This window comes from Mesorhizobium shangrilense, from assembly GCF_028826155.1.
GTDB classification, from domain to species: domain Bacteria; phylum Pseudomonadota; class Alphaproteobacteria; order Rhizobiales; family Rhizobiaceae; genus Arvimicrobium; species Arvimicrobium flavum.
Genome location: NZ_JAQGPN010000001.1, coordinates 1189267 through 1212885, shown reverse-complemented (window position 1 = coordinate 1212885; position 23619 = coordinate 1189267). Strand labels below are relative to the sequence as shown.

Annotated in this window: 29 protein-coding genes; 17 read left to right on the top strand and 12 right to left on the bottom strand. The window is 63.7% G+C overall.

Features of this window, described 5'->3' with window-relative positions; translation table 11 throughout:
- Positions 1 to 1118: 1118 nt before the first annotated feature.
- From PD284_RS05990 to PD284_RS05980, 3 genes are all read left to right on the top strand, one after another.
- On the top strand, positions 1119 to 1331 hold the full coding sequence (locus tag PD284_RS05990; RefSeq protein ID WP_274627303.1) for a cold-shock protein: 213 nt from the start codon (positions 1119 to 1121) through the stop codon (positions 1329 to 1331).
- Between the two features lie 113 nt (positions 1332 to 1444).
- Entirely contained in the window at positions 1445 to 1711 is a 267-nt protein-coding gene (rpsU, locus tag PD284_RS05985) for a 30S ribosomal protein S21 (RefSeq protein ID WP_274627302.1), read from the top strand.
- Positions 1708 to 1953, top strand: a complete 246-nt coding sequence (locus tag PD284_RS05980) for a hypothetical protein (RefSeq protein ID WP_274627301.1) — start codon at positions 1708 to 1710, stop codon at positions 1951 to 1953. The genes rpsU and PD284_RS05980 overlap by 4 nt, the downstream gene beginning before the upstream one ends.
- 332 nt (positions 1954 to 2285) lie before the next feature.
- On the opposite strand, the gene PD284_RS05975 is transcribed toward PD284_RS05980, so the two are convergent.
- Positions 2286 to 2768 (bottom strand): SRPBCC family protein, encoded by a 483-nt coding sequence (locus tag PD284_RS05975; protein WP_274627300.1) that lies wholly within the window; start codon positions 2766 to 2768, stop codon positions 2286 to 2288.
- A 449-nt stretch (positions 2769 to 3217) separates the two neighbouring features.
- Here PD284_RS05975 and PD284_RS05970 point away from each other — a divergent pair, with 449 nt between their 5' ends.
- Together PD284_RS05970 and PD284_RS05965 are read left to right on the top strand one after the other, a co-directional pair.
- On the top strand, positions 3218 to 5848 hold the full coding sequence (locus tag PD284_RS05970) for a DNA translocase FtsK (RefSeq protein WP_274627299.1): 2631 nt from the start codon (positions 3218 to 3220) through the stop codon (positions 5846 to 5848).
- 126 nt (positions 5849 to 5974) lie between these two features.
- Entirely contained in the window at positions 5975 to 6658 is a 684-nt protein-coding gene (locus PD284_RS05965) for an outer membrane lipoprotein carrier protein LolA (RefSeq protein ID WP_274627298.1), read from the top strand.
- 13 nt (positions 6659 to 6671) lie between these two features.
- On the opposite strand, the gene PD284_RS05960 is transcribed toward PD284_RS05965, so the two are convergent.
- From PD284_RS05960 to purE, 7 genes are all read right to left on the bottom strand, one after another.
- Entirely contained in the window at positions 6672 to 7007 is a 336-nt protein-coding gene (locus PD284_RS05960) for a YkvA family protein (protein WP_274627297.1), read from the bottom strand.
- A gap of 101 nt (positions 7008 to 7108) precedes the next feature.
- Entirely contained in the window at positions 7109 to 7567 is a 459-nt protein-coding gene (locus tag PD284_RS05955; RefSeq protein ID WP_274627296.1) for a type II toxin-antitoxin system VapC family toxin, read from the bottom strand.
- Positions 7551 to 7787 (bottom strand): FitA-like ribbon-helix-helix domain-containing protein, encoded by a 237-nt coding sequence (locus PD284_RS26930; RefSeq protein ID WP_411956181.1) that lies wholly within the window; start codon positions 7785 to 7787, stop codon positions 7551 to 7553. The genes PD284_RS05955 and PD284_RS26930 overlap by 17 nt, the downstream gene beginning before the upstream one ends.
- Positions 7788 to 7873: 86 nt before the next feature.
- Positions 7874 to 8461, bottom strand: coding sequence for a tetratricopeptide repeat protein (locus PD284_RS05950; RefSeq protein WP_411956180.1), 588 nt, complete (start codon positions 8459 to 8461; stop codon positions 7874 to 7876).
- 64 nt (positions 8462 to 8525) lie between these two features.
- Positions 8526 to 8651, bottom strand: a complete 126-nt coding sequence (gene ykgO, locus PD284_RS05945; RefSeq protein WP_274627295.1) for a type B 50S ribosomal protein L36 — start codon at positions 8649 to 8651, stop codon at positions 8526 to 8528.
- A 208-nt stretch (positions 8652 to 8859) separates the two neighbouring features.
- Positions 8860 to 9945 carry a 5-(carboxyamino)imidazole ribonucleotide synthase gene (locus PD284_RS05940; RefSeq protein ID WP_274627294.1) on the bottom strand — a complete coding sequence of 362 codons (1086 nt, stop codon included), beginning with the start codon at positions 9943 to 9945 and terminating at the stop codon, positions 8860 to 8862.
- On the bottom strand, positions 9942 to 10439 hold the full coding sequence (purE, locus tag PD284_RS05935; RefSeq protein ID WP_274627293.1) for a 5-(carboxyamino)imidazole ribonucleotide mutase: 498 nt from the start codon (positions 10437 to 10439) through the stop codon (positions 9942 to 9944). Before purE ends, PD284_RS05940 begins: the two co-directional genes overlap by 4 nt.
- A gap of 169 nt (positions 10440 to 10608) precedes the next feature.
- On the opposite strand from purE, the gene PD284_RS05930 reads away from it, so the two are divergent.
- A complete protein-coding gene (locus tag PD284_RS05930; protein ID WP_274627292.1) occupies positions 10609 to 10971 on the top strand; it encodes an ArsR/SmtB family transcription factor in 363 nt (120 codons plus the stop codon).
- Positions 10968 to 11453 (top strand): SRPBCC family protein, encoded by a 486-nt coding sequence (locus PD284_RS05925; RefSeq protein WP_274627291.1) that lies wholly within the window; start codon positions 10968 to 10970, stop codon positions 11451 to 11453. Before PD284_RS05930 ends, PD284_RS05925 begins: the two co-directional genes overlap by 4 nt.
- 24 nt (positions 11454 to 11477) lie before the next feature.
- On the opposite strand, the gene PD284_RS05920 is transcribed toward PD284_RS05925, so the two are convergent.
- On the bottom strand, positions 11478 to 11681 hold the full coding sequence (locus PD284_RS05920; RefSeq protein ID WP_274627290.1) for a YdcH family protein: 204 nt from the start codon (positions 11679 to 11681) through the stop codon (positions 11478 to 11480).
- Between the two features lie 235 nt (positions 11682 to 11916).
- On the opposite strand from PD284_RS05920, the gene PD284_RS05915 reads away from it, so the two are divergent.
- Positions 11917 to 12099, top strand: a complete 183-nt coding sequence (locus PD284_RS05915) for a YdcH family protein (RefSeq protein ID WP_274627289.1) — start codon at positions 11917 to 11919, stop codon at positions 12097 to 12099.
- Positions 12100 to 12257: 158 nt separating this feature from the next.
- Here PD284_RS05915 and PD284_RS05910 read toward each other — a convergent pair whose 3' ends face one another.
- Entirely contained in the window at positions 12258 to 13064 is an 807-nt protein-coding gene (locus PD284_RS05910) for an exodeoxyribonuclease III (protein ID WP_274627288.1), read from the bottom strand.
- Positions 13065 to 13467: 403 nt separating this feature from the next.
- Here PD284_RS05910 and PD284_RS05905 point away from each other — a divergent pair, with 403 nt between their 5' ends.
- A complete protein-coding gene (locus PD284_RS05905; protein WP_274627287.1) occupies positions 13468 to 13971 on the top strand; it encodes an invasion associated locus B family protein in 504 nt (167 codons plus the stop codon).
- Between the two features lie 27 nt (positions 13972 to 13998).
- Here the strand turns inward: PD284_RS05905 and PD284_RS05900 are convergent, their stop codons facing one another.
- Positions 13999 to 14295 (bottom strand): DUF1294 domain-containing protein, encoded by a 297-nt coding sequence (locus PD284_RS05900; RefSeq protein ID WP_274627286.1) that lies wholly within the window; start codon positions 14293 to 14295, stop codon positions 13999 to 14001.
- 122 nt (positions 14296 to 14417) lie between these two features.
- On the opposite strand from PD284_RS05900, the gene rlmN reads away from it, so the two are divergent.
- Positions 14418 to 15650: a dual-specificity RNA methyltransferase RlmN gene (gene rlmN / locus PD284_RS05895; RefSeq protein ID WP_274627285.1), complete on the top strand. Its 1233-nt coding sequence runs from the start codon at positions 14418 to 14420 to the stop codon at positions 15648 to 15650.
- A 167-nt stretch (positions 15651 to 15817) separates the two neighbouring features.
- On the top strand, positions 15818 to 16963 hold the full coding sequence (locus tag PD284_RS05890; protein WP_274627284.1) for a hypothetical protein: 1146 nt from the start codon (positions 15818 to 15820) through the stop codon (positions 16961 to 16963).
- Between the two features lie 33 nt (positions 16964 to 16996).
- Here PD284_RS05890 and PD284_RS05885 read toward each other — a convergent pair whose 3' ends face one another.
- Positions 16997 to 17638 carry a LysE family translocator gene (locus PD284_RS05885; RefSeq protein ID WP_274627283.1) on the bottom strand — a complete coding sequence of 214 codons (642 nt, stop codon included), beginning with the start codon at positions 17636 to 17638 and terminating at the stop codon, positions 16997 to 16999.
- A 360-nt stretch (positions 17639 to 17998) separates the two neighbouring features.
- On the opposite strand from PD284_RS05885, the gene PD284_RS05880 reads away from it, so the two are divergent.
- The 6 genes from PD284_RS05880 to PD284_RS05855 all read left to right on the top strand — a co-directional run bounded on the left by PD284_RS05880 (position 17999) and on the right by PD284_RS05855 (position 23619).
- Entirely contained in the window at positions 17999 to 19117 is a 1119-nt protein-coding gene (locus PD284_RS05880) for a TRAP transporter substrate-binding protein (RefSeq protein WP_274627282.1), read from the top strand.
- A gap of 184 nt (positions 19118 to 19301) precedes the next feature.
- On the top strand, positions 19302 to 19943 hold the full coding sequence (locus PD284_RS05875) for a TRAP transporter small permease subunit (RefSeq protein ID WP_274627281.1): 642 nt from the start codon (positions 19302 to 19304) through the stop codon (positions 19941 to 19943).
- The gene (locus tag PD284_RS05870; protein ID WP_274627280.1) at positions 19940 to 21361 is read left to right on the top strand and encodes a TRAP transporter large permease; all 1422 of its coding nucleotides are present in this window, start codon (positions 19940 to 19942) and stop codon (positions 21359 to 21361) included. The genes PD284_RS05875 and PD284_RS05870 overlap by 4 nt, the downstream gene beginning before the upstream one ends.
- 19 nt (positions 21362 to 21380) lie before the next feature.
- Positions 21381 to 21551, top strand: a complete 171-nt coding sequence (locus PD284_RS05865; RefSeq protein WP_274627279.1) for a hypothetical protein — start codon at positions 21381 to 21383, stop codon at positions 21549 to 21551.
- 196 nt (positions 21552 to 21747) lie between these two features.
- Positions 21748 to 22971 carry an argininosuccinate synthase gene (locus PD284_RS05860; protein ID WP_274627278.1) on the top strand — a complete coding sequence of 408 codons (1224 nt, stop codon included), beginning with the start codon at positions 21748 to 21750 and terminating at the stop codon, positions 22969 to 22971.
- A 126-nt stretch (positions 22972 to 23097) separates the two neighbouring features.
- Positions 23098 to 23619 (top strand): hypothetical protein, encoded by a 522-nt coding sequence (locus PD284_RS05855; RefSeq protein ID WP_274627277.1) that lies wholly within the window; start codon positions 23098 to 23100, stop codon positions 23617 to 23619.

Sequence of the window (23619 nt, the reverse complement as noted above, 5' to 3'; positions counted from 1 at the left end):
CAGAGGAACGCCTGTCGCACCTTGAGGCCCGTTGACCCGGGCCTCTTTTTTCGCGGTCATCCACGTTAATCCCGCTATGCACAGGTCCGACGCCGTTCCCCTTGCGGCTTACGTAACGTAAGCTTCCTCCATCTCAGGCCTTTGGACGTTGATCCGCTTGGTCGGCGAATGAACCCGGAGGCGCAACACTGAGCCCGTGCCGCGAAGGTCGCAGAAGGACGCAAGTCCGGCCGTGACCTGGACGGAGGAGACCGACGGGACCGCAGGATGCGATTGCAAGCGCAGACGGCGGACCGCTGCTGCCATGAAGGCCGGGCAAGTCCTTTGATGGTGCGCACATGCAGCTTTCGGGTTTGCATGAGCGGGGTTCGGCAGACGCGTTCACGTCCTGAACGCTGGATGTCGCGCCGTCACCAAAAGGCCACCAGGATGCGATGCCGCCGCAGGGCACGCTCGCAGAAGGCGGACCTCGAGCTGACAGGGAGGCGCTGGGAGAGATCCCGGCGCCTGCTGTCTTTTCGCGCCGGCGCGAGTTCAGCGATCAGCGTCTGCCCCAGAATATCCCACAAAAGCGAATTTGTTTGCGCCGGCGCAAAGTACGTCGCGCGCGTCCGGGACACGTTCTTTTGCATCTATTGCGAAGCGGAGAACGGACTTGGCCAACGCGAACCAGGAAGGAACACTGCTCCCGATGCTGATCGTGGGGCTTCTGCTGATTGCGGTGGGCGCAGCCGTCGTCATGATGTTTGTCTGACGGCGCTGCCGTCAGGACGGCCGCCTGATCGTATCAAACCATTGCGTCTTGCGTGAAAACGCTCGCGGCAGCGTTGCGTCATCCTGACTATTTTCAACAGCTTGCGCGAAGTGAATACTACTTCCTCATCCGGACCAGCACGTTCCTCGTCGGCCGCCGGGTCCGTCTATGCGCAGGCCATCGACCTGAAAACTCTTGCTTTAGTGGCCTGTCGCGCCTATATGCCGGCGATCGATCTTGCTGCTTAGCTTGTCTCGCGCCCCCGGGCGCTCTGCCGATCTTCCGTTCAAAATCGATCTAGCACGCTGCACGCACGTTCGCGTTGCGCGTAAAAACTCAACTGCCGGTTTGAAAGGAAATCGCAATGAGCACCACAGGCACCGTAAAATTCTTCAACTCCACCAAGGGCTTCGGCTTCATTCAGCCGGACACCGGCGGCGCCGACGTTTTCGTCCATATCTCTGCTGTCGAGCGTTCCGGCATGCACACGCTTGTTGAAGGCCAGAAGGTCAACTTCGACATCGAGCAGGACCGTCGCAGCGGCAAGAACGCAGCCACCAATCTCTCGGCGGCGTAAGCACTGCGTGAAAATTGCTCCGGGTGACGACCACGGAGGTACGGGCGACATCACGAGCATTGGGAGGGGTCGGGAGTCCGGCCCCTTTTTTGTTTCAAGCTTAGGAGGCACGTTTGCAGGTATTAGTCAGGGACAACAATGTCGAGCAGGCGCTTCGCGCTTTGAAGCGCAAGCTGCAGCGCGAGGGCGTCTTCCGTGAGATGAAGGCTCGCCGCGCCTACGAGAAGCCGTCTGAAAAGAAGGCTCGCGAAAAGGCCGAGGCGATCCGGCGCTCACGCAAGGCCGCCCGCAAGCTGGCGCAGCGGGAAGGCATCCTTCCCGGACCCAAGCGGAAGTCTCCTGCAACGCCGGGGGGCGCGCGCAATTCGTCCAGGGGATGAATGCCATGATCTCGCAACGCGCAGAAAAACAGGTGTCGGTCGTGTCCTCCAAGGAGGAAGCGGCACGTCGCAGGGATGCCGCGTGGCAGGAAGTACTGAAAGAGGATGCCGCTGCAGCCAAGGCTGAAGCGGCAAAGACCGAACGCCTCCGGAATTTGCGGCTCGCAAAGGAAGAGGCGGAGCGGCAAGCCGACAGCGCCACGACCGCAGCGAAGAAGAAGCCGGCGACCAGGAAATCCTAGCCATGGAAATGGCGGGCTTCCGCTAGGGCCGAATGCCGTGCACCCGCCCGAGGGGGGTGGGGCAAGGTGATTGACAGCACCCATGTTGTCGACGGATGGCTGCCACCGCGCCGTCATCAAGGTGACGAATCGATTGCCACGCCCAAAGCAAACCGCTCAAGGCTTTGCCGTCGCTCGCAATGATGCGCCGACCGCAAAGGCTTGCTCAAAGCTGAGAGCGCCTCGAAGAGCTTTCCATTCGCACCATCGACGGTGTCTGCGGGGCCGTTGACGGCCAACAACCAGACGCCGAACGGCCTCAAGGCCCCGGGCATATCTGAGTGCACGTCGCTCTAGTTGCCGCTCATCTTTGCAATTTGGTCGAGCCCGGCCTTGTAGATGCCACTGATCACAGCCTTGGCGTCGGCGTCCGATTGGCCCTTCGCTTCAAAGCTGCCTTTCCAGTCCACTCTGGTCCGATCGCCGTCAGCCGAAACACCGATCGTGGCGCGATAGTTCTCGACTGGAAGCGGAGATTCGATGATGTCGTATGTGTAGCTGGTGTCCGTATGCTCCACGAGTTTTTCCTTGATCGCGCCGCCGTCGGTGGTGGTCAGCGTGCGAAAAGTCGCGCCCGCCTCCTCGGTTTGCACGCATTTTGACACTGCGGGATGCCACGTTTGAATCGCGCAAAAGTCCCCGATTTTTTTCCAGACGGCATCAGGCGCACCCGTCACGGTGGCGGAACTGGCGACATCCAAAGCGGCGGCTGGCGCGACCAGAAAACCCATTGCTGCAAGAGCGGACGACAGCATTTTTAGAGTTTTTCTTGTCATCTGCGGATTCCTCTCTGACACGGACCCCGCCAACCTCCATTCTCGCACAATCGCCGGCTTGCTGACAGAGCCCGCTCAGCGCCGGGCGAACGAGGCGACACCCACCGCACCGGAATGGCGGGCGAGCGAGCGGCGCGTATAGGATATCTTCAAGGACCGAGCTTCCGATGTGTCGAAGGATGACGCGGCCAAAGTTGCCGGGCACACCTCGACCAAGACGACCGGCCGCTACGACCGCGCTGTTCTTGAGGCCACGAATCAGTTCGCCGAGGCGCATGTGAAGCGCAGAGAACCGCGCGGTAATGCGTCGACCGCAAAGCCTTGTGGGGCAAGGCCTCCAAAATTCTGATGGTTAATGCCCCCTTTACCAACCTGCCGATAGTCTGACCGCGACCGCCCCTTGGACCGATTCCCCCAAGGCGGCTTGCTTCGCGTGGATGGGGACAGGCATGCGTTCTGGTGTGACAGCGCCACTTACTCTGATCGACGCTGGCTCCGGGTTCAGCACCTTCGTCCGGCGGCAGCTCGGTCGCGCCGTCGGCCTGGCGCTGCTCGCTGGCGTGGCCTTCGGGCTTGCTGCGCTCGGATCCTGGAGCGTCGCCGACCCGAGCTTCAGCCATGCCACCGACGCGCTGGTGACCAATGCGATGGGCTATCCGGGCGCCGTCTTCGCCGATCTGGCGATGCAGTTCTTCGGCCTCTCCGCCGTCGCCGCCCTGGCGCCTGCCGTGATCTGGGCGCTGTTCCTGCTGGGCGGCCGGCGCGTCGATCGGCTGCCGCGGCGCGGCCTCGCCTGGTTCGGCGGCGCGCTGTTCGCTGCCGCAATCGCCGGCTGCGTCACCCCGCCTCCGACATGGCCCCTGCCGACCGGGCTCGGCGGAGTGTTCGGCGACGTCATGCTGCGGATACCCAGCGCCTTCGCCGGCGGCTATCCGACCGGCGTCCTGGCCACCGCGCTGGCCGTCCTCTTTGCCCTCCCCGCCATCTGGCTCTTCGCCTATGGCGCAGCCATCCTTTCCCGGCCGCCGGCAGAGGAAGACTTCGCCGCGCCCGACGCCTATGAAGAGGAGGCCGTCGACGACGAGGAGAGCGAGGGGAGGCTGGTCGCCGCGATGGGCGCCGTGACGCACTGGTTCCTGTCGGCGCGCGGCTTCGTGCGCCGCCGCATTGGCGCGATGCGCCAGCACGACGATTATCTCGACAACCTGAACCAGGTTCCCGTCTGGCGGCAGGCCGCCGAGCGTGTCGATCACGCCGAACGTCAGGAGGCGCACGTCAGTCGGAACGGTCGCGCGCGCGTCGAACCCGAGTTCTTCGCGGCGATGGTGTCGGGTGGCCGCGCGCCGCAGATCACCCGCGACGATGTCGATTTCGACGACGAGCCGACCAATTTCGTCCTCGACGACGAGCCGGTTTCCGCGCCGCGGCCGAACGTCAACGTCCAGAACTTCCGCAGCCCGGCCGGCCAGCGCATCGCCGCGCCCGCCCCGCGGCCGCAGCCTAGCGCACGCGTCAGCCGCGAAGCCCAGACCTCGCTGATCGGGTCGGACGGCTTCGAGATGCCTTCCCTGCACTTCCTGGCCGAGCCGAAGAGCGTCGCCAGGGACCCGTCGCTGTCGAAGGACGCGCTGGAGCAGAACGCGCGCCTGCTGGAAGGCGTTCTCGAGGATTTCGGCGTCAAGGGCGAGATCATCCAGGTGCGGCCGGGACCCGTGGTCACCCTCTATGAGCTGGAGCCCGCGCCGGGCATTAAATCCTCGCGCGTCATCGGCCTGGCCGACGACATCGCCCGTTCCATGAGCGCCATCGCCTGCCGCGTCGCAGTGGTACCGGGCCGCAATGCGATCGGCATCGAGCTGCCGAACGCCAAGCGCGAAACCGTGTACCTGCGGGAGATCCTGGGCAGCCGCGATTTCGAGCAGACAAAGTCGAAGCTGGCGCTGGCGCTCGGCAAGACGATCAACGGCGAGGCGGTCACCGTCGACATCGCCAAGATGCCCCACGTGCTGGTGGCAGGCACGACCGGCTCGGGCAAGTCGGTGGCGATCAACACCATGATCCTGTCGCTGCTCTACAGGATGACGCCCGACGAATGCCGGCTCATCATGATCGACCCGAAGATGCTGGAGCTTTCGGTCTATGACGGCATCCCGCATCTGCTGACCCCGGTCGTCACCGATCCCAAGAAGGCGGTGGTTGCGCTCAAGTGGACGGTCCGCGAGATGGAAGACCGCTACCGCAAGATGTCGAAGGTCGGCGTGCGCAACATCGACGGCTTCAACCAGCGCGTCGGCCAGGCTGCACAGAGAGGCGAGAGCATTTCGCGCACGGTGCAGACCGGCTTCGACCGAGAGACCGGCGAAGCGATCTACGAGACCGAGGAACTCGACCTCGCGCCGATGCCTTACATCGTCGTCATCATCGACGAGATGGCCGACCTGATGATGGTCGCCGGCAAGGACATCGAGGGCGCAGTGCAGCGTCTGGCCCAGATGGCGCGCGCCGCCGGCATCCACGTCATCATGGCGACGCAGCGTCCGTCGGTCGACGTCATCACCGGCACCATCAAGGCGAACTTCCCGACACGCATCTCCTTCCAGGTGACGTCGAAGATCGACAGCCGCACGATCCTCGGCGAACAGGGCGCCGAGCAGCTGCTCGGCATGGGCGACATGCTTTACATGGCCGGCGGCGGGCGCATTCAGCGCGTGCACGGTCCCTTCGTGTCCGACGAGGAGGTCGAGAAGGTGGTCGCGCACCTGAAGCTGCAGGGCGCGCCCGAATATCTCGACGCGATCACCGAGGATGACGAGGACGACGACGAACCCTCCGGCCGGAACGGGTCGTCCGGCGGAGGCGCAGGCAATTTCGACGAGTCCGAGGACCCCTACGATCAGGCGGTGGCGGTAGTGCTGCGCGACGGCAAGGCCTCGACCAGCTACATCCAGCGCCGCCTCGGCATCGGTTACAACCGCGCCGCGTCAATCATCGAGAGGATGGAGAACGAAGGCATCGTCGGCCCGGCGAACCACGCCGGAAAGCGTGAAATCCTGGTGCCGACAGAAGACGACAAGTTCTAGCGCATCAAGGACCGGGCGCTCCGGAACCGCGCCCGCATCGTCCGCGTTTTCGATGCGTTTCAGTCGTCAAACTTCAGCCCCACTGGCCCGATAGGCCGGTCCGGATTCGCAAGAAAGTGTCGAGACATGAAAACCCAGCTCCAGGGCCCTCTTTCAGGCCTTATCACGCGTCGCGCCGCACTAGGGCTGTTCCTCACCGGCCTCGGCGCGATCGCCCTCCAGACGACGCCGGCGCTCCAGTTCGTCAATGAAGCCGATGCCGCCTCCGACGCTGCGCAGAAGATTGCCGATCACTTCTCAGGCATCAAGACGATGTCGGGCGAGTTCGTGCAGTTCGGCCCGCGCGGCGAGCAGACCGGGGGCAAGTTCTATATCCAGCGCCCCGGTCGGGTCCGCTTCAACTACGAGGCGCCGTCCGCCTACCAGGTGATCGCCGATGGCAAGTCCGTCGCCATCGACAACCGCAAGCTCAACACCATGGACGTCTATCCGCTGTCGAAGACGCCGTTGAAGCTGCTGCTCGACGAACGCATCGATCTTTCCGGCAATCGGGTCAAGAGTGTCCGGGAGGAGGACGACCTGACCACGATCCAGCTCGGCGACAAGCAGATCTTCGGCAACTCGAAGATCACGATGATGTTCGATCCGTCGACATACGAGCTGCGCCAGTGGACCATCACCGATGCGCAGGGCAAGGACACCACGGTCATGGTGTTCAACGTGAAGCAGGGCGTGGCGCTTGACGCCGGCATGTTCAAGATCGACTACAAGCGTAACCTCGAGGTCAACCGCAAGAACCGGAACCGCTGAGGCGGCCGGTCCGTCAGCTCTCGTCGGCGAGCGCCGCCCTGGCGGCGGCGCGGTGCGCGGGCTTCATGTGCGCCGCGATCGCAGAGATGGCGGCGGTGAGGACGGCGACGTCGTCGGTGAAGCCGAGGCCGAAGATGAAGTCCGGAACGGTGTCGGCGGGCAGCACGAAATAGGCGAGCGCAGCGAGGATGATGCCCTTCGCCTTGAGCGGCGTCTCCCTGTCGAAGGCGCAATAATAGGCGGCGACCACCTCCTGCATGAAGGGAACGTGCCGCGCAGCGCGCTTCGCCGTCCGCCAGAAATTCTCGCGCACGAAAGTCTCGCGACCGCTCTCGTCTGTCTTCTTCACCTCTATGCTCCCGGGTGGAGGACTCTCAAGCTACGAAGATGGGAATGCTCGCCCCCTACGGCAAGTCATTTTGATCCCGACCAGTCTGGGGCAAGATGCATTCAGATCGAAGCATCTTGCCCTGTCCCCAGCGAACTCCATGACACGACGCCCATCTCGCCGATGGGCTTCACCCTCCGATCGTCCGTCATGAAGGCCGAGCAGCGCGCCTGAACGGCAGTCGCCACGTGAATGGCATCGGCCAGCTTGAGTTTTGTGTCCGCTCTGAGACGAGCTGCCTCCAGCAGCAGGGTGCGGTCTATGGGGATGGTGGGGAGCGATGGTCGTCCGTCGAGAAAGCTGAGGAACATTTCCACGGCGTTGGCGTCGCGCTCGGCAAACGGTTTGACCAGACATTCTGCGATCGTCAACTCGCTGGTGACCGCTTGCACTCTTCGAGCATCGATGCTTTCGAGGAGTTCCGATTGCCCGCCCGAGAGCGGCGTAGCGCCTTCAACGATGGCGATGATGACATTCGTGTCGAAATAGATCGGACCGCTCAATTCATCGGTCCCATTCATCCCTAAGGGCTCGGACGTAGTCGACGATCTCCTTGCGCGATCGCCCGCTTGGAGCGGAGCCTGCCAGGGATACCAGCGATCGGGCTGACATTGGCGGCTTCACCGCTTCGTTCAGAATCACCCGGATCTCGGCCTCGGTGGACCGGTTATTCGTCATTGCACGCTGCTTCAAGCGCTGCAACGTAACGTCATCGAGGTGCCTTACGAGTATCTGGCCCATGTCACGCATCCGATATCAAAACGATATCATATGGGCGTGAGAATTGTGAAGAGTCACTCGATCTCTACGCGCGCCGGCCGCGGGGCCTAGATCCCCTCGCCCGCGAGATCCTCGGAAAGGGTCGCAACCTCCGACTGCGCGCTGCGCATCATCGGATAGATCTCGAGCACGCGTTCATAGGCGTGCAGCGCAAGTTCCTTGCGGCCGCGGCTCTTGAGTATCTGAGCCATGCCGGACAAAGCCCCGAAATGGCGCGGTTCGAGCTCTAGCGTATGCTCGATGTCGACCATCGACTTGGCGTAGTTGTCCATCATGAAATGCACGGTCGCGCGCCTGTTCCAGCCTTCTGCGAAGTCCGGCTTCATGGTCGTGACCTGATCGAGGAAATCCAGGGCGACATCGAACTTCTTGGCTTCGATCGCCTTCTGGGACCATTCCATCATCAGGTCGATGGAAGCGCTTCCGGATTCGCCCCATTCGGCCCAGATGCGATGGGAGATCCGTTCCGCCGCCTTCTCGTTGCGCTCGCGCTTAAGCTCGGCGAAGAGCTTGTCAAGTTGCGCGCCGGGCATGACGTCTTCGGGCTTCTGGACGTCGGCGGAATTGACCCCCGCCGCTGCGGCTGGAGCGGCGACAACAAGGGCGACGGCACAAAGCAAAATAACGTTCCGCATGCGCGAGAACTTATTCCCGCACATCGGAACGTCAAACTGAATTTCGCGTGAAACCGCGGGCCGATCAGCCCTGGCGCGCCTTGTAGCGCGGATCGGTCTTGTTGATGATGTAGATGCGGCCCTTGCGGCGCACGAGACGATTGTCGCGATGACGACCCTTCAGGGCCTTGAGCGAATTCTTGATCTTCATTGGTCTGACCCGTCGGATTTGGCCCGTCCGGGCCGAATTGAAAGGCGCGCCCGAGGACGCGCCGACAAGATGGCTGGCTCATAAACGAGGAAGACGCGAACTGTCAACCGCGAGAGTGACGTGGAATGAACAGCCGGAAGGGGAAGGCGACAGGGCCGCGGGCGGGGCTGCCGGCAGAACCCGTCCGCACGACGCCCGTCGCCGCGGCTCAGCTGGCCGGGCCCGTCAGCCGTGTGAAATGACCCATCTTGCGGCCAGGGCGGGCTTCGGACTTGCCGTAGAGATGGAGAAGCACGTTCGGCTCGGCCAACAGTGCTTCGGCGCGCAACACGTCGTCGCCGATCAGGTTCTCCATCACGCAATTCGAGTGGCGACGCCCGCCCTCCAGCGGTAAGCCGGCAACGGCGCGGATGTGCTGCTCGAACTGCGAGATCAAGCAGGCGGCCTCCGTCCAGTGTCCGGAATTGTGCACGCGCGGCGCGATCTCGTTGACCAGGAGCGATGTGTCCGGAAGCACGAAGAACTCGACGCCGATGACGCCGACATAATCGAGCGCCTCGAGTATGGCGAAGGCGGACCGCTTCGCCGCATCCGCGGTCTCCGGCGTTATCGCCGCCGGCAGCGTCGAGGTATGCAGGATACCGTTGCGATGGACATTTTGGGCGGGATCATAGGCAGCGAGCGCACCGTCCGCCCCACGCGCGGCAATGATGGAGATTTCGTGCTCGAAGGCGACAAAACCCTCGAGGATCAACGGCACGCCGCCCATTGCGGCGAAGACGGCAGCCTGGTCGGATGAAGCGTCCTTGCGGAAGACGTGCTGGCCTTTGCCGTCATACCCCAGCCGTCGCGTCTTCAGCACGCCCTCGCCGCCAAAGGCATCCAGGGCGGCCAGAAGCTCCGGCTCGCTGCCGACGGCGCGGAACGGAGCCGTATGCGCGCCTGCGCCGTTCAGGAAGGTCTTTTCGACCAGCCGGTCCTGCGATACCTCGAGAGCGCGCGGCGGCGGCAGCACCGGCACGCGCTCGGCAAGCATGTGCGCGGCGGCGACGGGAACATTCTCGAATTCGTAGGTGACGACGGCGCAGCGGGCGGCCAGTTCGGCAAGTGCAGCCGCATCGTCATAGGCCGCGACGATCTGGCCGTCGGCGACCTGCGCCGCCGGACAATCGGACTGGGGCTCCAGTATCAACGTGCGATAGCCGAGCCGCGCCGCGGCCATGGCCAGCATGCGGCCAAGCTGGCCGCCGCCGATGATGCCGATCGTCTGACCGGCTTTCAGCGAATCGCTCATGCTTCCTCGGACGGCGTCTCGGCCACCTTCTCCGTCTGCGCGGCGCGCCAGGCGTCGAGCCGGTCGGCGAGCTCCGCGTCGCCCAGCGCCAGCACCGCCGCCGCCAGCAGCGCGGCGTTGACCGCCCCGGCCTTGCCGATGGCGAGTGTTCCGACCGGAATGCCGGCCGGCATCTGCACGATGGACAACAATGAATCCTGGCCGGAAAGCGCCTTCGATTCGACAGGCACGCCGAAGACCGGCAGCGGCGTCATCGACGCGGCCATGCCGGGCAGGTGTGCGGCGCCGCCCGCTCCGGCAATGACCACCTTGAAGCCGGCGGCCTTGGCGCCCTTGGCGAAGGACACAAGCCGATCGGGCGTGCGGTGTGCCGAAACGATCCGCGCCTCATGCGGGATGCCCAGCGCGTCGAGCGTCTCGGCGGCATGGCGCATGGTCGCCCAGTCGGACTGACTGCCCATGATGATCGCTACGTCGGCTTGCCTGCTGTTCATGGTCCCTCGTCGGCGGGTGGCGGAAGGCAATTTTACCGCGCCTTAGCGGAAATGCGCCGCCGCCTCAAGGAAACTTGCCTGCGGCGTGTGGGCTCCGCAAGAACCGCACCCAACCGAACGCTTTAGTGCGCACTTGACTATTCGGGGCGAGTCCGCAATACTTTAGTCGATGCTAAACCAACAAGACATCGACGCCTGCCTCCGTGCGCTGGTGGAGCCGACACGCCGGGCAATCCTGGAGCGGCTTAGCCGCGGGCCGGCGACGGTGACGCAACTCGCCGCCCCGTTCGACATGACCTTTGCGGCCGTGGTTCAGCATCTGCAGACACTGGAGGCCAGCGGCCTGATCCGCAGCGAGAAGGTCGGGCGCGTGCGCACCTGCCGCATCGAGCCCGACGGCCTGGCGCCGCTGTCCGACTGGATCGCCGAGCGAAAACAATTGGCGGAGCGTCGTCTGGACCGGCTGGGCCAGATCCTGGCGGAGCCGGAAAACCCCGAAATTCAGCACAAGCAAGAGGATGCAAGGAGATGAGCCAGACAAACGGCGATACCGCCGCACAGGATGCGGTGCACAGCACCTTCAGCATCGAACGCATTTACCCGGCATCTGCTTCGCGCGTCTTCTTCGCGCACTCCGACGAGGCGACCAAGCGACGCTGGTTCGCCGAGGGCGAGGGCTGGACGATCGACGAATACCGGCTCGACTTCCGGGTTGACGGGGTGGAGTTCTCGCGCTTCCGCTACCAGGACGGTCCCGAGATCACGCTGCACTCGGTGATCCAGGACATCGTGCCCGACCGACGAATCGTGATCGCCTACCGCATGACTCTCGCGGGCAAGCCGCTATCAGCCTCGCTGGGAACGATCGAACTGACGCCGACGGACGGCGGGACCTTGCTCAGATACACCGAGCAGGGCGCTTTTCTCGACGGGCCTGATTCGGCCAAGGGTCGCGAGGAAGGGTCGCGCTGGCTGCTCGAGGCGCTGGCGCGCGAACTTGAGGCATCGACATAGAAGCGGTCCCCGCCGGAGCCAGATTCAGGCGATGATGTCGGGGATGATCCGGTCCTCGAGGTTCTTCAGCTTGTCCTTCAGGGCTAGCTTCTTTTTCTTCATACGCTGGATTTGCAAGGGTTCGCAGCCGGTGGCGATCATCGCGTTGATAGCTGCGTCGAGATCGGCATGTTCCTGCTTGAGGCGCGCAAACTCGAGACGAATCTCGGCTTGTTCCTGTTCCGACATTCCGTTTTCCGTCTGCACATTTTTCGACGCCGGGGCGCCGCGCTTCGGTGGGACCGGTCTCGGGTTTCCACCGGCGAAGCCGCATAGCACATTTCACATTCTCGGGAAATGCTACTACCGGGCATTCGACATTGTCGGAACTTGATGCCACATTGTCATCGTACCGTCACAGGCCAGCCTGCGGTGGACGGCAGTGAGTGACGGTCCTCCGAGGAAACAAAGAAGGGAGAGCCTCATGTCTCTTGCGTCCCATCTTGAAGAGCTGCAGCGCAAGCACAGCGAAGTCGAGCGGGAAATTGACGAAGCGATGTTGCATCCATCCGTGGACGACCTCGACATCGTGACGTTGAAACGACGCAAGCTAGCTCTCAAGGACCAGATCGAAAGACTGAAAGTAGAGCAGCATACGACCCACTGACGCAGTTCATCACGACAGCTGTCAGTTGGTGCCAAGTCCGGCGCCCAGGGGCCGATAGCGTATCGCCGTCGGCTCAGTTTTTTGGAGCCACCCCTTCCCAGGGCCTGCCGGCCAGATGGGGCGTCGCTTCGACGGGCAAGTTTTCCGCCGTTTTCTCGTCAATCCAGATCGAAATGCGCGATCACCGGCACGTGGTCCGACGGCCGGTCCCAGCCGCGCGCGTCGCGCAGTATGTCGATGCGCTTGAGCATCGGTGCAAGATTGGCCGACGACCACACGTGATCGAGCCGGCGGCCGCGGTCGCTCGCCGCCCAGTCTTTGGCGCGGTAGCTCCACCAGGTATAGATCTTCTCGCTCGGCGGAATCTGGCGCCGCATCAGGTCGACCCAGCCGCCCGCCATGCGCATCGCCTCGAAATTCTCGGTCTCGACTGGCGTATGGCTGACCACGTTGAGCAGCTGCTTGTGCGACCAGACGTCGTTCTCGAGCGGGGCGATGTTGAGATCGCCGACGAGAATGGAGGCCGAATTCTGCCCGTGCTCGGCACGCACGGCGCGCATCTCCTCGACGAAATCGAGCTTATGCTTGAACTTCCAGTTGATTTCCGGCTCCGGTTCGTCGCCGCCGGCCGGCACGTAGAAATTGTGGATCAGCAGGCTCATGCCGCCTGCATCAACTTTTGTTGATATGTGGCGGCAATCGCCCATGTCGCAGAAAGCGCGCTTCTCGACGATCTCAAGCGGACGGCGGGCCACCGTAGCGACGCCGTGATAGCCCTTCTGGCCGTTGATCGCGACATGCTCGTAGCCGAGCTTGCGGAAGGCGGCGGACGGGAAATGATCGTCCGAGCACTTGGTTTCCTGCAGGCAGAGGACGTCAGGCTGATGCTCGGCGAGCAGACGCTCGACAAGCGGCATGCGCAGGCGAACGGAGTTGATGTTCCAGGTGGCGACGGAAAGCGGCATCCAGGATTTTCCGGAGTTTCGATGGCCCGGACCCTTGCCATCCGAACGCCGCCAAGACAAGCCGCAGGCCGTCATGACGCGTGCACGGCAATGGCCTCGGCGCGGATTAGCCCCCGGGAAAGACGCTATCCGCCCCGACTGCTGCGGCGATCGGCAGCATTCCGTCGAGGCTAAAAGACAAACTCTCGCCGCTTTCCTGCGTTTGAAACTCGCCAGGGACGGAAGTCCGTGTCCGGATGCGGGTGCGGGCGGCATTAGGGCGGGGCCCAGATGGTGGAATCGTTCTCTGACGGATATCTTCACCGTTTGGTAACCCAGATTAAATCAAGATGAAGCGAACGGGCGCCCGCCGCCGGCCGCCCCGTGCTCGCCTCATACGATGTACAGGATAAGCTCAAGCAACATGCGCGGATTGATTTCGACTCTCACCGGCCTTCTGCTGATCGGGTTTGCAGCGCCGGCCATGGCCCAGTCGGCCACCAAGATCGGTCAGCACAACGCCTGGGGCACTTACAGCTACAACGCCAATGGCGGTAAGGTCTGCTACGTGCTCACGGTACCCACGGACAAGAAGCCGACCAGCGTCGATCACGGCGACATCTTCTTCTTCGTCAGCCAAAAGCCCGGCCAGAACGTCACCTACGAGCCTCAGTTCATCGCCTCCTACAATTTCCAGGAGAATTCGAAGGTCTCGGTTTCGGTCGACGGCAAGAGCTTTTCGATGTTCACCCGCGGCAAATCGGCCTGGATGGAGAACGCCGCCCAGGAGCCAGCGCTGATCGCGGCGATGAAGGCAGGCGCCGACATGAAGATCGACGCAAAGTCGAGCCGCGGCACGCAAACGTCCTATGTCTTCTCGCTCAAGGGCATCTCGGCCGCGCTGACGTCGATTGCCAAGTGCAAATGACGCGGCGCAAGCTGCGCGTCTGACCGCTCACACGAACAACCCGGCGACCCGATCCGCCGCGAACAGCCAGACGGCCAGGACGGCGGTCTGGACGGCGACGATGACGTGAAGGAACGTCTGGAACGGCTCCTTGCGCGTCTTGTGACGAAGGACCTGCTGGGCCGTCACGGCCCCTACGCTGCCGCCGAGGATTGCCAGCCATAGCAGCGTCGATTCCCGGATGCGCCAGGCTCCGGCGCGCGCAAGGCGCTTGTCCCACCAGCACGTCGTGAAGGTGAGAGCGTTGATTCCTGCGAGCATCAGCACGATATAGACGGCATCCATACGCCCCTTTCGCACGAAATCTCTAAGGCAAGGCAAAGGTCCGCCGGCCCGCTGCCCGCGCCACGTGACGTCAGGGCTGCATCCGTGCTATTGGCCGCCCCACTCGAACCCGAACGAAAATAATGGCCCTTTCCCTCGACCTCACCGCCGAAAAGCCGCGCCCAAGCCCTGCTCCCCGCGCCGCGCAAGCAGAAAAGCCGTCGCTGATCGGCCTTTCGCGTCCCGAAATGGCGGAGGCGCTGATCGGCGCCGGCATCGTGCCGGAGCGGCAAGCGAAGATGCGCGTCCAGCAGCTCTGGCACTGGCTCTACGTGCGCGGCGTTTCCGACTTCGCCGAGATGTTCAACATCTCGAAGGACCTGCGCGCCACGCTGGCAAAGCATTTCACTATCGCACGGCCGGAGATCGTCGAGGAGCAGATCTCGAACGACGGCACCCGCAAGTGGCTGTTCCGCTTCCCGCCGCGCGGCGCCGGCAGGCCTGTCGAGATCGAGACCGTCTACATCCCCGAGGAAGGCCGCGGCACGCTCTGCATCTCCAGCCAGGTCGGCTGCACGCTGACCTGCTCGTTTTGCCACACCGGCACGCAGAAGCTGGTGCGCAACCTGACCGCTGAGGAGATCCTCGCGCAGCTGCTGACCGCGCGCGACCGCTTGGGCGATTTCCCCGACCGCGACACGCCGGACGGCGCCATCGTGCCAGCGGAAGGCCGAAAAGTGTCCAACATCGTCATGATGGGCATGGGTGAGCCGCTCTACAATTTCGAGGAGGTGAAGAAGGCGCTGCTGATCGCCTCCGACGGCGACGGGCTGTCTTTGTCCAAGCGGCGGATCACCCTGTCGACTTCCGGAGTGGTGCCGGAGATCGCGCGCACCGGCGAGGAGATCGGCGTCATGCTCGCGATTTCCCTGCACGCCACCAATGACGACCTGCGCGACCTTCTGGTGCCGATCAACAAGAAGTTTCCGCTGAAGGACCTGATCGCCGCCTGCCGCGGCTATCCGGGCCTATCGAACGCGCGCCGCATCACCTTCGAATATGTGATGCTGAAGGACGTCAACGACTCGCTCGACGACGCCAAGGCTCTGGTTCAGCTCCTGAAGGGCATCCCGGCCAAGATCAACCTGATCCCGTTCAACCCCTGGCCGGGCACCAACTACCAGTGCTCGGACTGGGAGACGATCGAGAAGTTCGCCGACTACATCAACAACGCCGGCTATGCCTCACCGATCCGCACGCCGCGCGGCCGCGACATCCTCGCCGCCTGCGGCCAGCTCAAGTCGGAATCCGAGCGGCTGAAGAAGCACGAGCGCCTCGCGCTCGAAGCCATGATGATCGCCGGCCACGGCGACTGATCGCAGCCGCCTGCCGGGCGGTCTCTCACATCCAACGGATGCACCTCGCCATAAGTGCTAGGGAGCTTCATTCTTCACGTCCCGCCAGACGGGTGCTATGGTCACGGCCGCTGCAGAAGCGCGCAGATGATCCCGCATGTCCGTACCCGCTCGATGGTGGAGAGACTATGCCACTGGTCTCGCAGTTGTTCTCCGCGAACCGTCGCCTGCAAGCCTGCCTCATCGACAATTCCGCGCATGTCCTGCACGGAAGTAAGGGCGAGCACGTCGAGCTGATCCAGGCAGCCCTGATCCGCCTTCGCTTTCTCGAGCCCGGAGATGGGCTCGCCGAGGCCGGAGAATACGGCACCCGTACCGCGGACGCCGTGCTGCGCTACAAGCAGATGTTTGACATCGTCAACCGGACCTACCAGAGGACGGCCGACGACATCGTCGGCCGCATGACGATCGCCTCGCTCGATGCCCACATGGCCGTTTTCGACTCCGTTCGCAACGTGCCGCCAGTCCCGCTCCACGAGTTTCCGGATCGCGTGCTCATTGGCCCGGTTTCAAGCAATCCCCGACAGATGGTTGCGTTCGCCACCACCGGTGCCGTCACCGCCGGCCTGCCGGTGCGCGGCGCCTTCACGCCGCCACTGTCCGAGTTGCCGGCGGACATGCAGGAGGTGGTCTGGCGGAGCAACCTCGCAAAGATCGAAGGCACGCCCTCGATGTATCCCTTCGTGTCCAATCATGAGGGCCCACTCGACAGCGACGAACTGTGCAGGAGGTTCGCGAAGTTCAACGGCGAAAGGGGGCTGATGCTCGAGCTCTACAATCGCATGCGGCCCTTCGCGATTTGGAGACTGATCAACACGATCCGCGGCGTGGTCTGGGGTGAGGGCTCACGCGGAATGTTCTGCCACCCGCACGACCATGCCAGGGCCTACGCCCACATGCAGGCGCTCTCCACGGGACCCACCCACCACCCCAATCCCAACCTGAGCGATATCACCAGAGCCTTCTCGGTGACCGACTCGCCATTCTGCAAGGATGCCTTGAACGTTCACGGGGAGCGCGATTCGTGGCGGGAGATCGTGTCAGGCGGCCCGGGTCTGCACATCTGCGTCACCAATGCGACAGGCCGCGCACTCTCCAACGAGAACTACCCCGCGAGCGACTTCCACATCGACGAGATCCAGCAGGGGCAGTTCTGCTCGAACGGCACCTGCATTCCGTTGATCAACGGCCAGACAATCGGCCATCTCAAGACGGTCGGCCCTTGGCTGGCCAAGAGGCCGGGCGAATGGCTGAGGAAGCACCTGCCCTGGTAGGCGCACCTGCATGCATGCAGCTTGGGGAACGGCCTATTTCGCCTGCGCGGTGAGGATCTTCAGCGCGAAGGCAGAAAACACGCCGGCGAACAGATAATCGACAATGCGCGTCACCCGCGGGCTCTTGCGGAGCAGGCCAGCGAACCTGTCGGCCGCGATCACCATCGGCGCAGTGACCGGAATCGCCAGCACGATAAACATCAGCCCGAAGAAGAAGAGCTTTCCGGGCGCGTTCGGGTCGGTGGGCGACACGAATTGCGGCAGGAAGGTCATGAAGAACAGGATGATCTTGGGATTGAGCAGGTTGATGCCAAGCCCGGTCAGCCAGTTCTGGAAAAGGGAGCGCCCCGACCCGGCCCGCTTCTCCGGCGAAAATGCCGATCCATGGCGAATGGCCTGGTAGGCGAGCCAGACCAGGTAGCCCGCTCCTCCGATCTTCAAGGCAAGAAACGCCTCCGGCGACGCGACGATCAGCGCAGACAAACCGACCGCCACCAGCGTGGTGTGAACGACGATGCCGGTCAGCGCGCCGAACATGCAGGCGAAACCGGCCGCCCTGCCTTCCGAAAGAGCGCGCCCCACGAATAGCGTCATGTCGGGCCCGGGCGTGATCGCGATGATGAACACCGCCACCGCGAACTGCAGGATGAGGGAAGTCTCCGGGATGAAATTCATGTCGGCCTCGCGCAGCAACGGCGCGGATTACATCAACGACGGCGCAAGCGCCAGTCCGCACGTGAGATCGCCTGATCGATGCGATGCAGTCGCGGCCGCGCCCGGAAGATGCCTGCAGTAGAGGAAACTCCGCAAGGCGAATCGACATCGAGTCAGGCAGTCGTGACCGAATCGTCCTCGCCCCCGATATCCACCCATCTTCCGTGGGAAAGCTGACCGACAGCTCTCTCTGGAAGCAGAGCTTCCATAACATCTTATCGACAAATCACGACTTTTCACCGACGACTGTTGCATCCCGTGTCGCATCCAATAATGTGGATTCGCCACCAAAACGAAAACATGTGGCGAGGGAGGAGCAACATGACGGAGAGCATTTCACGCCGTAAATTCTTCAACAATGCAGCAATTGCGGGCGCCGCTGCTGCCGCCGGAACGCTGGCCGCGCCGGCAGTTCTGGCGCAGGCCCCCAAGACCTTGAAGATGCAGTCGTCTTGGCCGGAATCCGACGTCTTCCAGGACATGGCCAGGGAATATGTGAAGCGCGTCGAAGAAATGTCGGGCGGCCGCCTGAAGATCGACCTGCTGCCGGCGGGCGCCGTGGTGGGAGCCTTTCAGGTGCAGGACGCCTGCCATGACGGCACCATCGACGCCGCGCACACGGTGCCGGTCTACTGGTACGGCAAGCACAAGGCCGCCTCGCTGTTCGGCACGGGCCCTGTGTTCGGCGGCGACGCCAACCAGATGATCGCCTGGCTCTATCATGGCGGCGGTTACGAGTTCTATCGCGAGCTGACCCAGGATGTCCTCGGCCTCAACATCGTCGGCTTCCTCTCGTTCGGAATGCCGGCGCAACCGCTCGGCTGGTTCAAGTCCGAGATCACCGACGCCGGACAGCTGACCGGGCTGAAGTACCGCACGGTCGGGCTTGCGGCCGACCTGTTCCAGGCCATGGGCGCATCGGTCGCGCAGCTGCCGGGCGGCGAGATCGTGCCGGCGATGGAACGCGGCGTCATCGACGGGTTCGAGTTCAACAACCCGACCTCGGACAAGCGGTTCGGCGCGCAGGACGTGGCGAAGAACTACATGCTCGCCTCCTACCACCAGGCATCCGAATCCTTCGAGTACATCTTCAACCGGGATACGTTCGAGGATCTGGACCCCGATCTCCAGGCCATCCTGAAGTATGGCGTCGAGGCGGCGCATCTCTCCAACTACGCCCTCGCCATGAACCAGTACTCCGCCGACCTGCAGTCGCTGGCGACGGAGTCCGGGGTCAACGTCAAGCGCACGCCGGACACCGTGCTGAAGGCGCAGCTCGAGGCCTGGGACAAGATCCTGCCGCCCTTGATGGAGGAACCCTTCTTCAAGAAGGTCGTGGACAGCCAGAAAGTCTGGTGCGAGCGGGTGGTCTACTACTCGCTGCTCAACGCGCCGGACTACAAGCTGGCCTACCAGCACTACTATCCGGGCAAGATCTGACGGCCGTTTTGGCCGCAGGCGCCTGCCTGCCGGGAGTGCATTCGAACCCGCCCCGCCCCGATGGACCGGGCGGGTTCCGGATTTCCGCCGGGAAAGGCTGCCTCGAATCGCGGCCGTTGCACGTTGCGCCGCGCACGAGCGCGGCGGCCGCTGACGTCGACCATCGCCTGCTGGGGACTACAGAGTGGAAAGCTACATCCGGTTCGCCGACGGCCTGTCGGCATGGTTCGGAAAGGTCTTCGCTTGGTCGATCGTGGCGATGACGCTGGGGGTCGGCTACGAGGTCGTGGCCCGCTACCTGTTCAACGCGCCGACGCCCTGGGCGTTCGACCTGTCCTACATGCTCTACGGCGCCCTCTTCATGATGGCCGGCGCCTATACCCTTTCGCGTGACGGCCACGTGCGTGGCGACTTCATCTACCGCCTGTGGCAGCCGCGAACGCAGGCCGGCGTCGAACTGGTGCTGTTCTTCCTGTTCTTCTTCCCCGGCATCCTGGCGCTGATCTTCGCGGGATGGCGTTATGCAGGCCGCTCCTGGCGCTATCTCGAGGTCAGCACCATGAGCCCCGCCAACATCCCGATCTTCCAGTTTAAGTCGATCATCGTCGCGGCCGGCGTGCTGCTGTTCCTGCAAGGCATCGCGCAGGTGTTTCGCTGCATCATCTGCCTGCGCAGCGGCGCCTGGCCTGCTGCCGCGCAGGATGTCGAGGAACTGGAAAAGGTCCTCCTCGAAACCAAGAGCCTCGAAGTCCTCCAGCATGGCTCGGAGGCGGTCGACGTGCCGTCCGGCCTGACCCGCAACGACGACGAGGGGAGCCGTCGATGACCGATCCGATGATTGCCGTGGGCATGCTGCTGGTGCTTCTGCTGGCGATTTTTCTCGGCTTCCCGGTAGCCTTCACGCTGATGGCCCTGGGGGTGGGCGTCGGCTACTACGCCTATTTTGATGCTGACCGGATGTGGCGGCCCTACGAGCGCGCGCTGGAATCCGGCGCCGATGGCTGGATGCTGACGGAGACCTGGGTCGCCGGCTTCTTCAACAACCGGATCTTCGATCTCTTCGTGAACCAGACCTATTCGGTGATGTCGAACGACGTGCTGACGTCGATCCCGCTGTTCCTGTTCATGGGCTACATCGTCGAGCGCGCGAACGTCGTCGACCGGCTGTTCGGGGCGCTATACGTAGCGTCCCGCCGCATCCCGGGCTCCATGGCGGTGGCCGCGCTGGTGACGTGCACGCTTTTCGCGACGGCCAGCGGCATCGTCGGCGCCGTGGTCACGCTGATGGGGTTGCTCGCCTTCCCGGCCATGCTGAAGGCCCGGTACGACATCCGCTATGCGTCCGGCGTCATCTGCGCCGGCGGCACGCTCGGCATCCTCATCCCGCCCTCCATCATGCTGATCGTCTACGCGGCGACCTCAGGCGTCTCGGTCGTTCGGATGTACGCCGCCGCCATGATCCCCGGCTTCCTGCTCGCCGGCCTCTATCTCGTCTATGTCGTCGGCCGCGCCGTGATGCAGCCCAACGTTGCCCCGCGGCCGAGCAAGGAGGAGGTCGGCGACCACAGCGTCCTCGAGGTCGCCTGGATGCTGCTCACCTCCTTCGTGCCGATGGCGTTCCTGATCCTCGCGGTGCTGGCGGCAATCCTCTTCGGCATCGCGACCCCCTCCGAGGCGGCGGCGGTCGGCGCGATCGGGGGACTGGTGCTCGCGGTCGCCTATCGCGCGCTGACGTGGCAGCGGCTGAAGGAGTCCGTCTATCTGACGGCGCGCACGTCGGCCATGGTCTGCTGGCTGTTCGTCGGCTCGGCCACCTTCGCCTCGGTGTTCGCCTATCTCGGCGGACAGCAGTTGATCAGCAACTTCGTGACCGGCCTCGACATGTCGCCGCTGATGTTCCTGATCGTCGCCCAGATCATCATCTTCATCCTCGGCTGGCCGCTGGAGTGGACCGAGATCATCGTCATCTTCATTCCGATCTTCCTGCCGCTGCTCCCGCATTTCGGCATCGACCCGCTGTTCTTCGGGATCCTGGTGGCGGTAAACCTGCAGACGGCCTTCCTGTCGCCGCCCATGGCGATGTCCGCCTACTACCTGAAGGGCGTCTCGCCGGCGCATGTGAAGCTGGTCGACATCTTCGCCGGCATGATGCCCTATATGGGCATCGTCATCCTCTGCATGGTGATCATCTACCTGCTGCCGGGAACCGTCTACTGGCTGCCCAACCTGGTGTACGGACGATGACTCGCAGAGAGGCACGCACATGATGCGCAATCGGGTGTTCGCCGTGATCGCCTATCTCTGTTTCGCGCTGTTCCTGGGCGTGGTGGCCTGGCGCGTCCCGCGCCTCGACCTTGCCGTCATCGTGACCGTCGTTCTGGCGCTCGCCGCCTTCGACATATGGACGGAACTGCGCGCCCGCGGGAGGCGATGAACTGACGGCGCAGCGTCTCCGTGGCGCGGCGCGCCCTTCGAGGAAGCCCGCCGGCCGTTTTCCGCCCGCACTGCGACAACACAATCGCGCCGCCGGGCCGCGCATCGCTTGTCCGGATGCGCTTTCCTGCTATGAGTGCGGTCGCAAAAAGAATGTCCGGCGGCAGCCGGAACTCCTCGAAACTGACGGAAGCAAGATGTCCAATTGGAAAGACGTCAAGAAGGTCGTGCTCGCCTATTCGGGCGGCCTCGACACTTCGATCATCCTGAAATGGCTGCAGACCGAACTCGGGGCCGAAGTCGTCACCTTCACCGCCGATCTCGGCCAGGGCGGCGAGCTCGAGCCGGCCCGCAAGAAGGCCGAGATGATGGGGATCAAGGACATCCGCATCCTCGACCTGCGCGAGGAATTCATCAGCGACTTCGTCTTCCCGATGTTCCGCGCCAATGCGGTCTATGAGGGAACCTACCTGCTCGGCACCTCGATCGCGCGTCCGCTGATCTCCAAGCATCTCGTCGAGATCGCCGAGGAGACGGGCGCCGACGCCATCGCCCACGGCGCCACCGGCAAGGGCAACGACCAGGTTCGCTTCGAGCTTTGCGCCTATGCGCTGAACCCCGACATCAAGGTGATCGCGCCGTGGCGCGACTGGACCTTCAAGTCGCGCACCGACTTGCTGAACTTTGCCCGCGACCACCAGATCCCGGTGCCGAAGGACAAGCAGGGCGAGGCGCCGTTCTCGGTCGATGCCAACCTCTTGCACTCGTCTTCCGAGGGCAAGGTGCTGGAGGATCCGTGGGTCGAGCCGCCGGAGTTCGTGCACCAGCGCACCGTCTCGCCGATGGACGCGCCCGACGTCGTCACCGAGATCGAGATCGAGTTCAAGAAGGGCGACCCGGTCGCGCTGAACGGCAAGAAGATGTCGCCCGCGACGCTGTTCGCTGCGCTCAACGACCTCGGCCGCGACAACGGCATCGGCCGCCTCGACCTCGTCGAGAACCGCTTCGTCGGCATGAAGAGCCGCGGCGTCTACGAGACCCCCGGCGGCACCATCCTGCTCGCCGCGCACCGCGCCATCGAGTCCATCACGCTCGACCGCGGCGCAGGGCATCTCAAGGACGAGCTGATGCCGCGCTATGCGGAGCTGATCTACAACGGCTTCTGGTACTCGCCGGAGCGCGAGATGCTGCAAGCGCTGATCGACAAGAGCCAGGAGGACGTGGAGGGCACGGTCCGCCTGAAGCTCTACAAGGGCAATGTCATCGTCACCGGCCGCAAGTCGAAGAAGACGCTCTACTCGGATGCGCTGGTGACCTTCGAGGACGACCGCGGCGCCTACGACCAGAAGGACGCGGAAGGCTTCATCCGCCTCAACGGGCTGAGACTGCGGACGCTGGCCGCGCGCAAGCGCAACGGCTGAGTGCCCGCGGGCGGACGGGGCGCTTGCCGCCCCGACACCGCCTGCCGGTTCCTGAGGCTGCGTCGACCGACGGGTCTCGGCGTCCCCACTTTGCGGGAGCCGACCCCGGCAATTGGGGGGACGGGCATGCACAGGACCATCATCGCCGTTCTTGGGGCCGCCGCCTGCTCGGCTCCGGCGGCCGCACAGGATTTCGATCCGGCTGGGCTGGACCTCGCAGCCATGATCCGCTGCGACATGGATGCCCGCGACTACAACGCCTTCGCCATGTGGTTCGCAACCAACCCCGACGCGGCGGCGCGGCTCGGCTGGTCGGCGGCCGACAGCCAGAACCCTTTCCTTGGTCAGTATTCCATTGAAACGCCCGTCGAGGTGTTCGGCCATGCGACGCGCGACATCGCCTTCACCTCGACCGGCCCGCTTGCCGTGCTGAAGGATGTCGCGCCGCGAGAGCTGGCCGGAACGCTTGGTGTGGACCCGATGATCGACACGCCTGAAAAATTCCTCGGTCAAAAGATTCTGGAAGAGAAGACCGAGGACGTCGGCGGAACGACGATCGAGACTACGGTGGTGCTGAACGTTTCGACGGTGGACACCCATCCCGGCGCCACTCTCGCCGGCTGCTCCTACAGCGTCGAGGTGAAGTAG

Bases quoted from the DNA above. Each gene is read 5' to 3' on its own strand.
- rlmN (WP_274627285.1), top strand. From the start codon at position 14,418: ATGGCCCTTTCCCTCGACCTCACCGCCGAAAAGCCGCGCCCAAGCCCT.
- purE (WP_274627293.1), bottom strand. From the start codon at position 10,439: ATGAACAGCAGGCAAGCCGACGTAGCGATCATCATGGGCAGTCAGTCC.
- ykgO (WP_274627295.1), bottom strand. From the start codon at position 8,651: ATGAAGATCAAGAATTCGCTCAAGGCCCTGAAGGGTCGTCATCGCGAC.
- PD284_RS05955 (WP_274627296.1), bottom strand. From the start codon at position 7,567: ATGAATGGGACCGATGAATTGAGCGGTCCGATCTATTTCGACACGAAT.
- PD284_RS05915 (WP_274627289.1), top strand. From the start codon at position 11,917: ATGTCTCTTGCGTCCCATCTTGAAGAGCTGCAGCGCAAGCACAGCGAA.
- PD284_RS05950 (WP_411956180.1), bottom strand. From the start codon at position 8,461: ATGCGGAACGTTATTTTGCTTTGTGCCGTCGCCCTTGTTGTCGCCGCT.
- PD284_RS05885 (WP_274627283.1), bottom strand. From the start codon at position 17,638: ATGAATTTCATCCCGGAGACTTCCCTCATCCTGCAGTTCGCGGTGGCG.
- PD284_RS05890 (WP_274627284.1), top strand. From the start codon at position 15,818: ATGCCACTGGTCTCGCAGTTGTTCTCCGCGAACCGTCGCCTGCAAGCC.
- PD284_RS05940 (WP_274627294.1), bottom strand. From the start codon at position 9,945: ATGAGCGATTCGCTGAAAGCCGGTCAGACGATCGGCATCATCGGCGGC.
- PD284_RS05965 (WP_274627298.1), top strand. From the start codon at position 5,975: ATGAAAACCCAGCTCCAGGGCCCTCTTTCAGGCCTTATCACGCGTCGC.
- PD284_RS05905 (WP_274627287.1), top strand. From the start codon at position 13,468: ATGCGCGGATTGATTTCGACTCTCACCGGCCTTCTGCTGATCGGGTTT.
- PD284_RS05910 (WP_274627288.1), bottom strand. From the start codon at position 13,064: ATGCCGCTTTCCGTCGCCACCTGGAACATCAACTCCGTTCGCCTGCGC.
- PD284_RS05990 (WP_274627303.1), top strand. From the start codon at position 1,119: ATGAGCACCACAGGCACCGTAAAATTCTTCAACTCCACCAAGGGCTTC.
- PD284_RS05870 (WP_274627280.1), top strand. From the start codon at position 19,940: ATGACCGATCCGATGATTGCCGTGGGCATGCTGCTGGTGCTTCTGCTG.
- PD284_RS05865 (WP_274627279.1), top strand. From the start codon at position 21,381: ATGATGCGCAATCGGGTGTTCGCCGTGATCGCCTATCTCTGTTTCGCG.
- PD284_RS05900 (WP_274627286.1), bottom strand. From the start codon at position 14,295: ATGGATGCCGTCTATATCGTGCTGATGCTCGCAGGAATCAACGCTCTC.
- PD284_RS05975 (WP_274627300.1), bottom strand. From the start codon at position 2,768: ATGACAAGAAAAACTCTAAAAATGCTGTCGTCCGCTCTTGCAGCAATG.
- PD284_RS05980 (WP_274627301.1), top strand. From the start codon at position 1,708: ATGAATGCCATGATCTCGCAACGCGCAGAAAAACAGGTGTCGGTCGTG.
- PD284_RS05920 (WP_274627290.1), bottom strand. From the start codon at position 11,681: ATGTCGGAACAGGAACAAGCCGAGATTCGTCTCGAGTTTGCGCGCCTC.
- PD284_RS05925 (WP_274627291.1), top strand. From the start codon at position 10,968: ATGAGCCAGACAAACGGCGATACCGCCGCACAGGATGCGGTGCACAGC.
- PD284_RS05860 (WP_274627278.1), top strand. From the start codon at position 21,748: ATGTCCAATTGGAAAGACGTCAAGAAGGTCGTGCTCGCCTATTCGGGC.
- PD284_RS05855 (WP_274627277.1), top strand. From the start codon at position 23,098: ATGCACAGGACCATCATCGCCGTTCTTGGGGCCGCCGCCTGCTCGGCT.
- PD284_RS05930 (WP_274627292.1), top strand. From the start codon at position 10,609: ATGCTAAACCAACAAGACATCGACGCCTGCCTCCGTGCGCTGGTGGAG.
- PD284_RS05970 (WP_274627299.1), top strand. From the start codon at position 3,218: ATGCGTTCTGGTGTGACAGCGCCACTTACTCTGATCGACGCTGGCTCC.
- PD284_RS26930 (WP_411956181.1), bottom strand. From the start codon at position 7,787: ATGGGCCAGATACTCGTAAGGCACCTCGATGACGTTACGTTGCAGCGC.
- PD284_RS05880 (WP_274627282.1), top strand. From the start codon at position 17,999: ATGACGGAGAGCATTTCACGCCGTAAATTCTTCAACAATGCAGCAATT.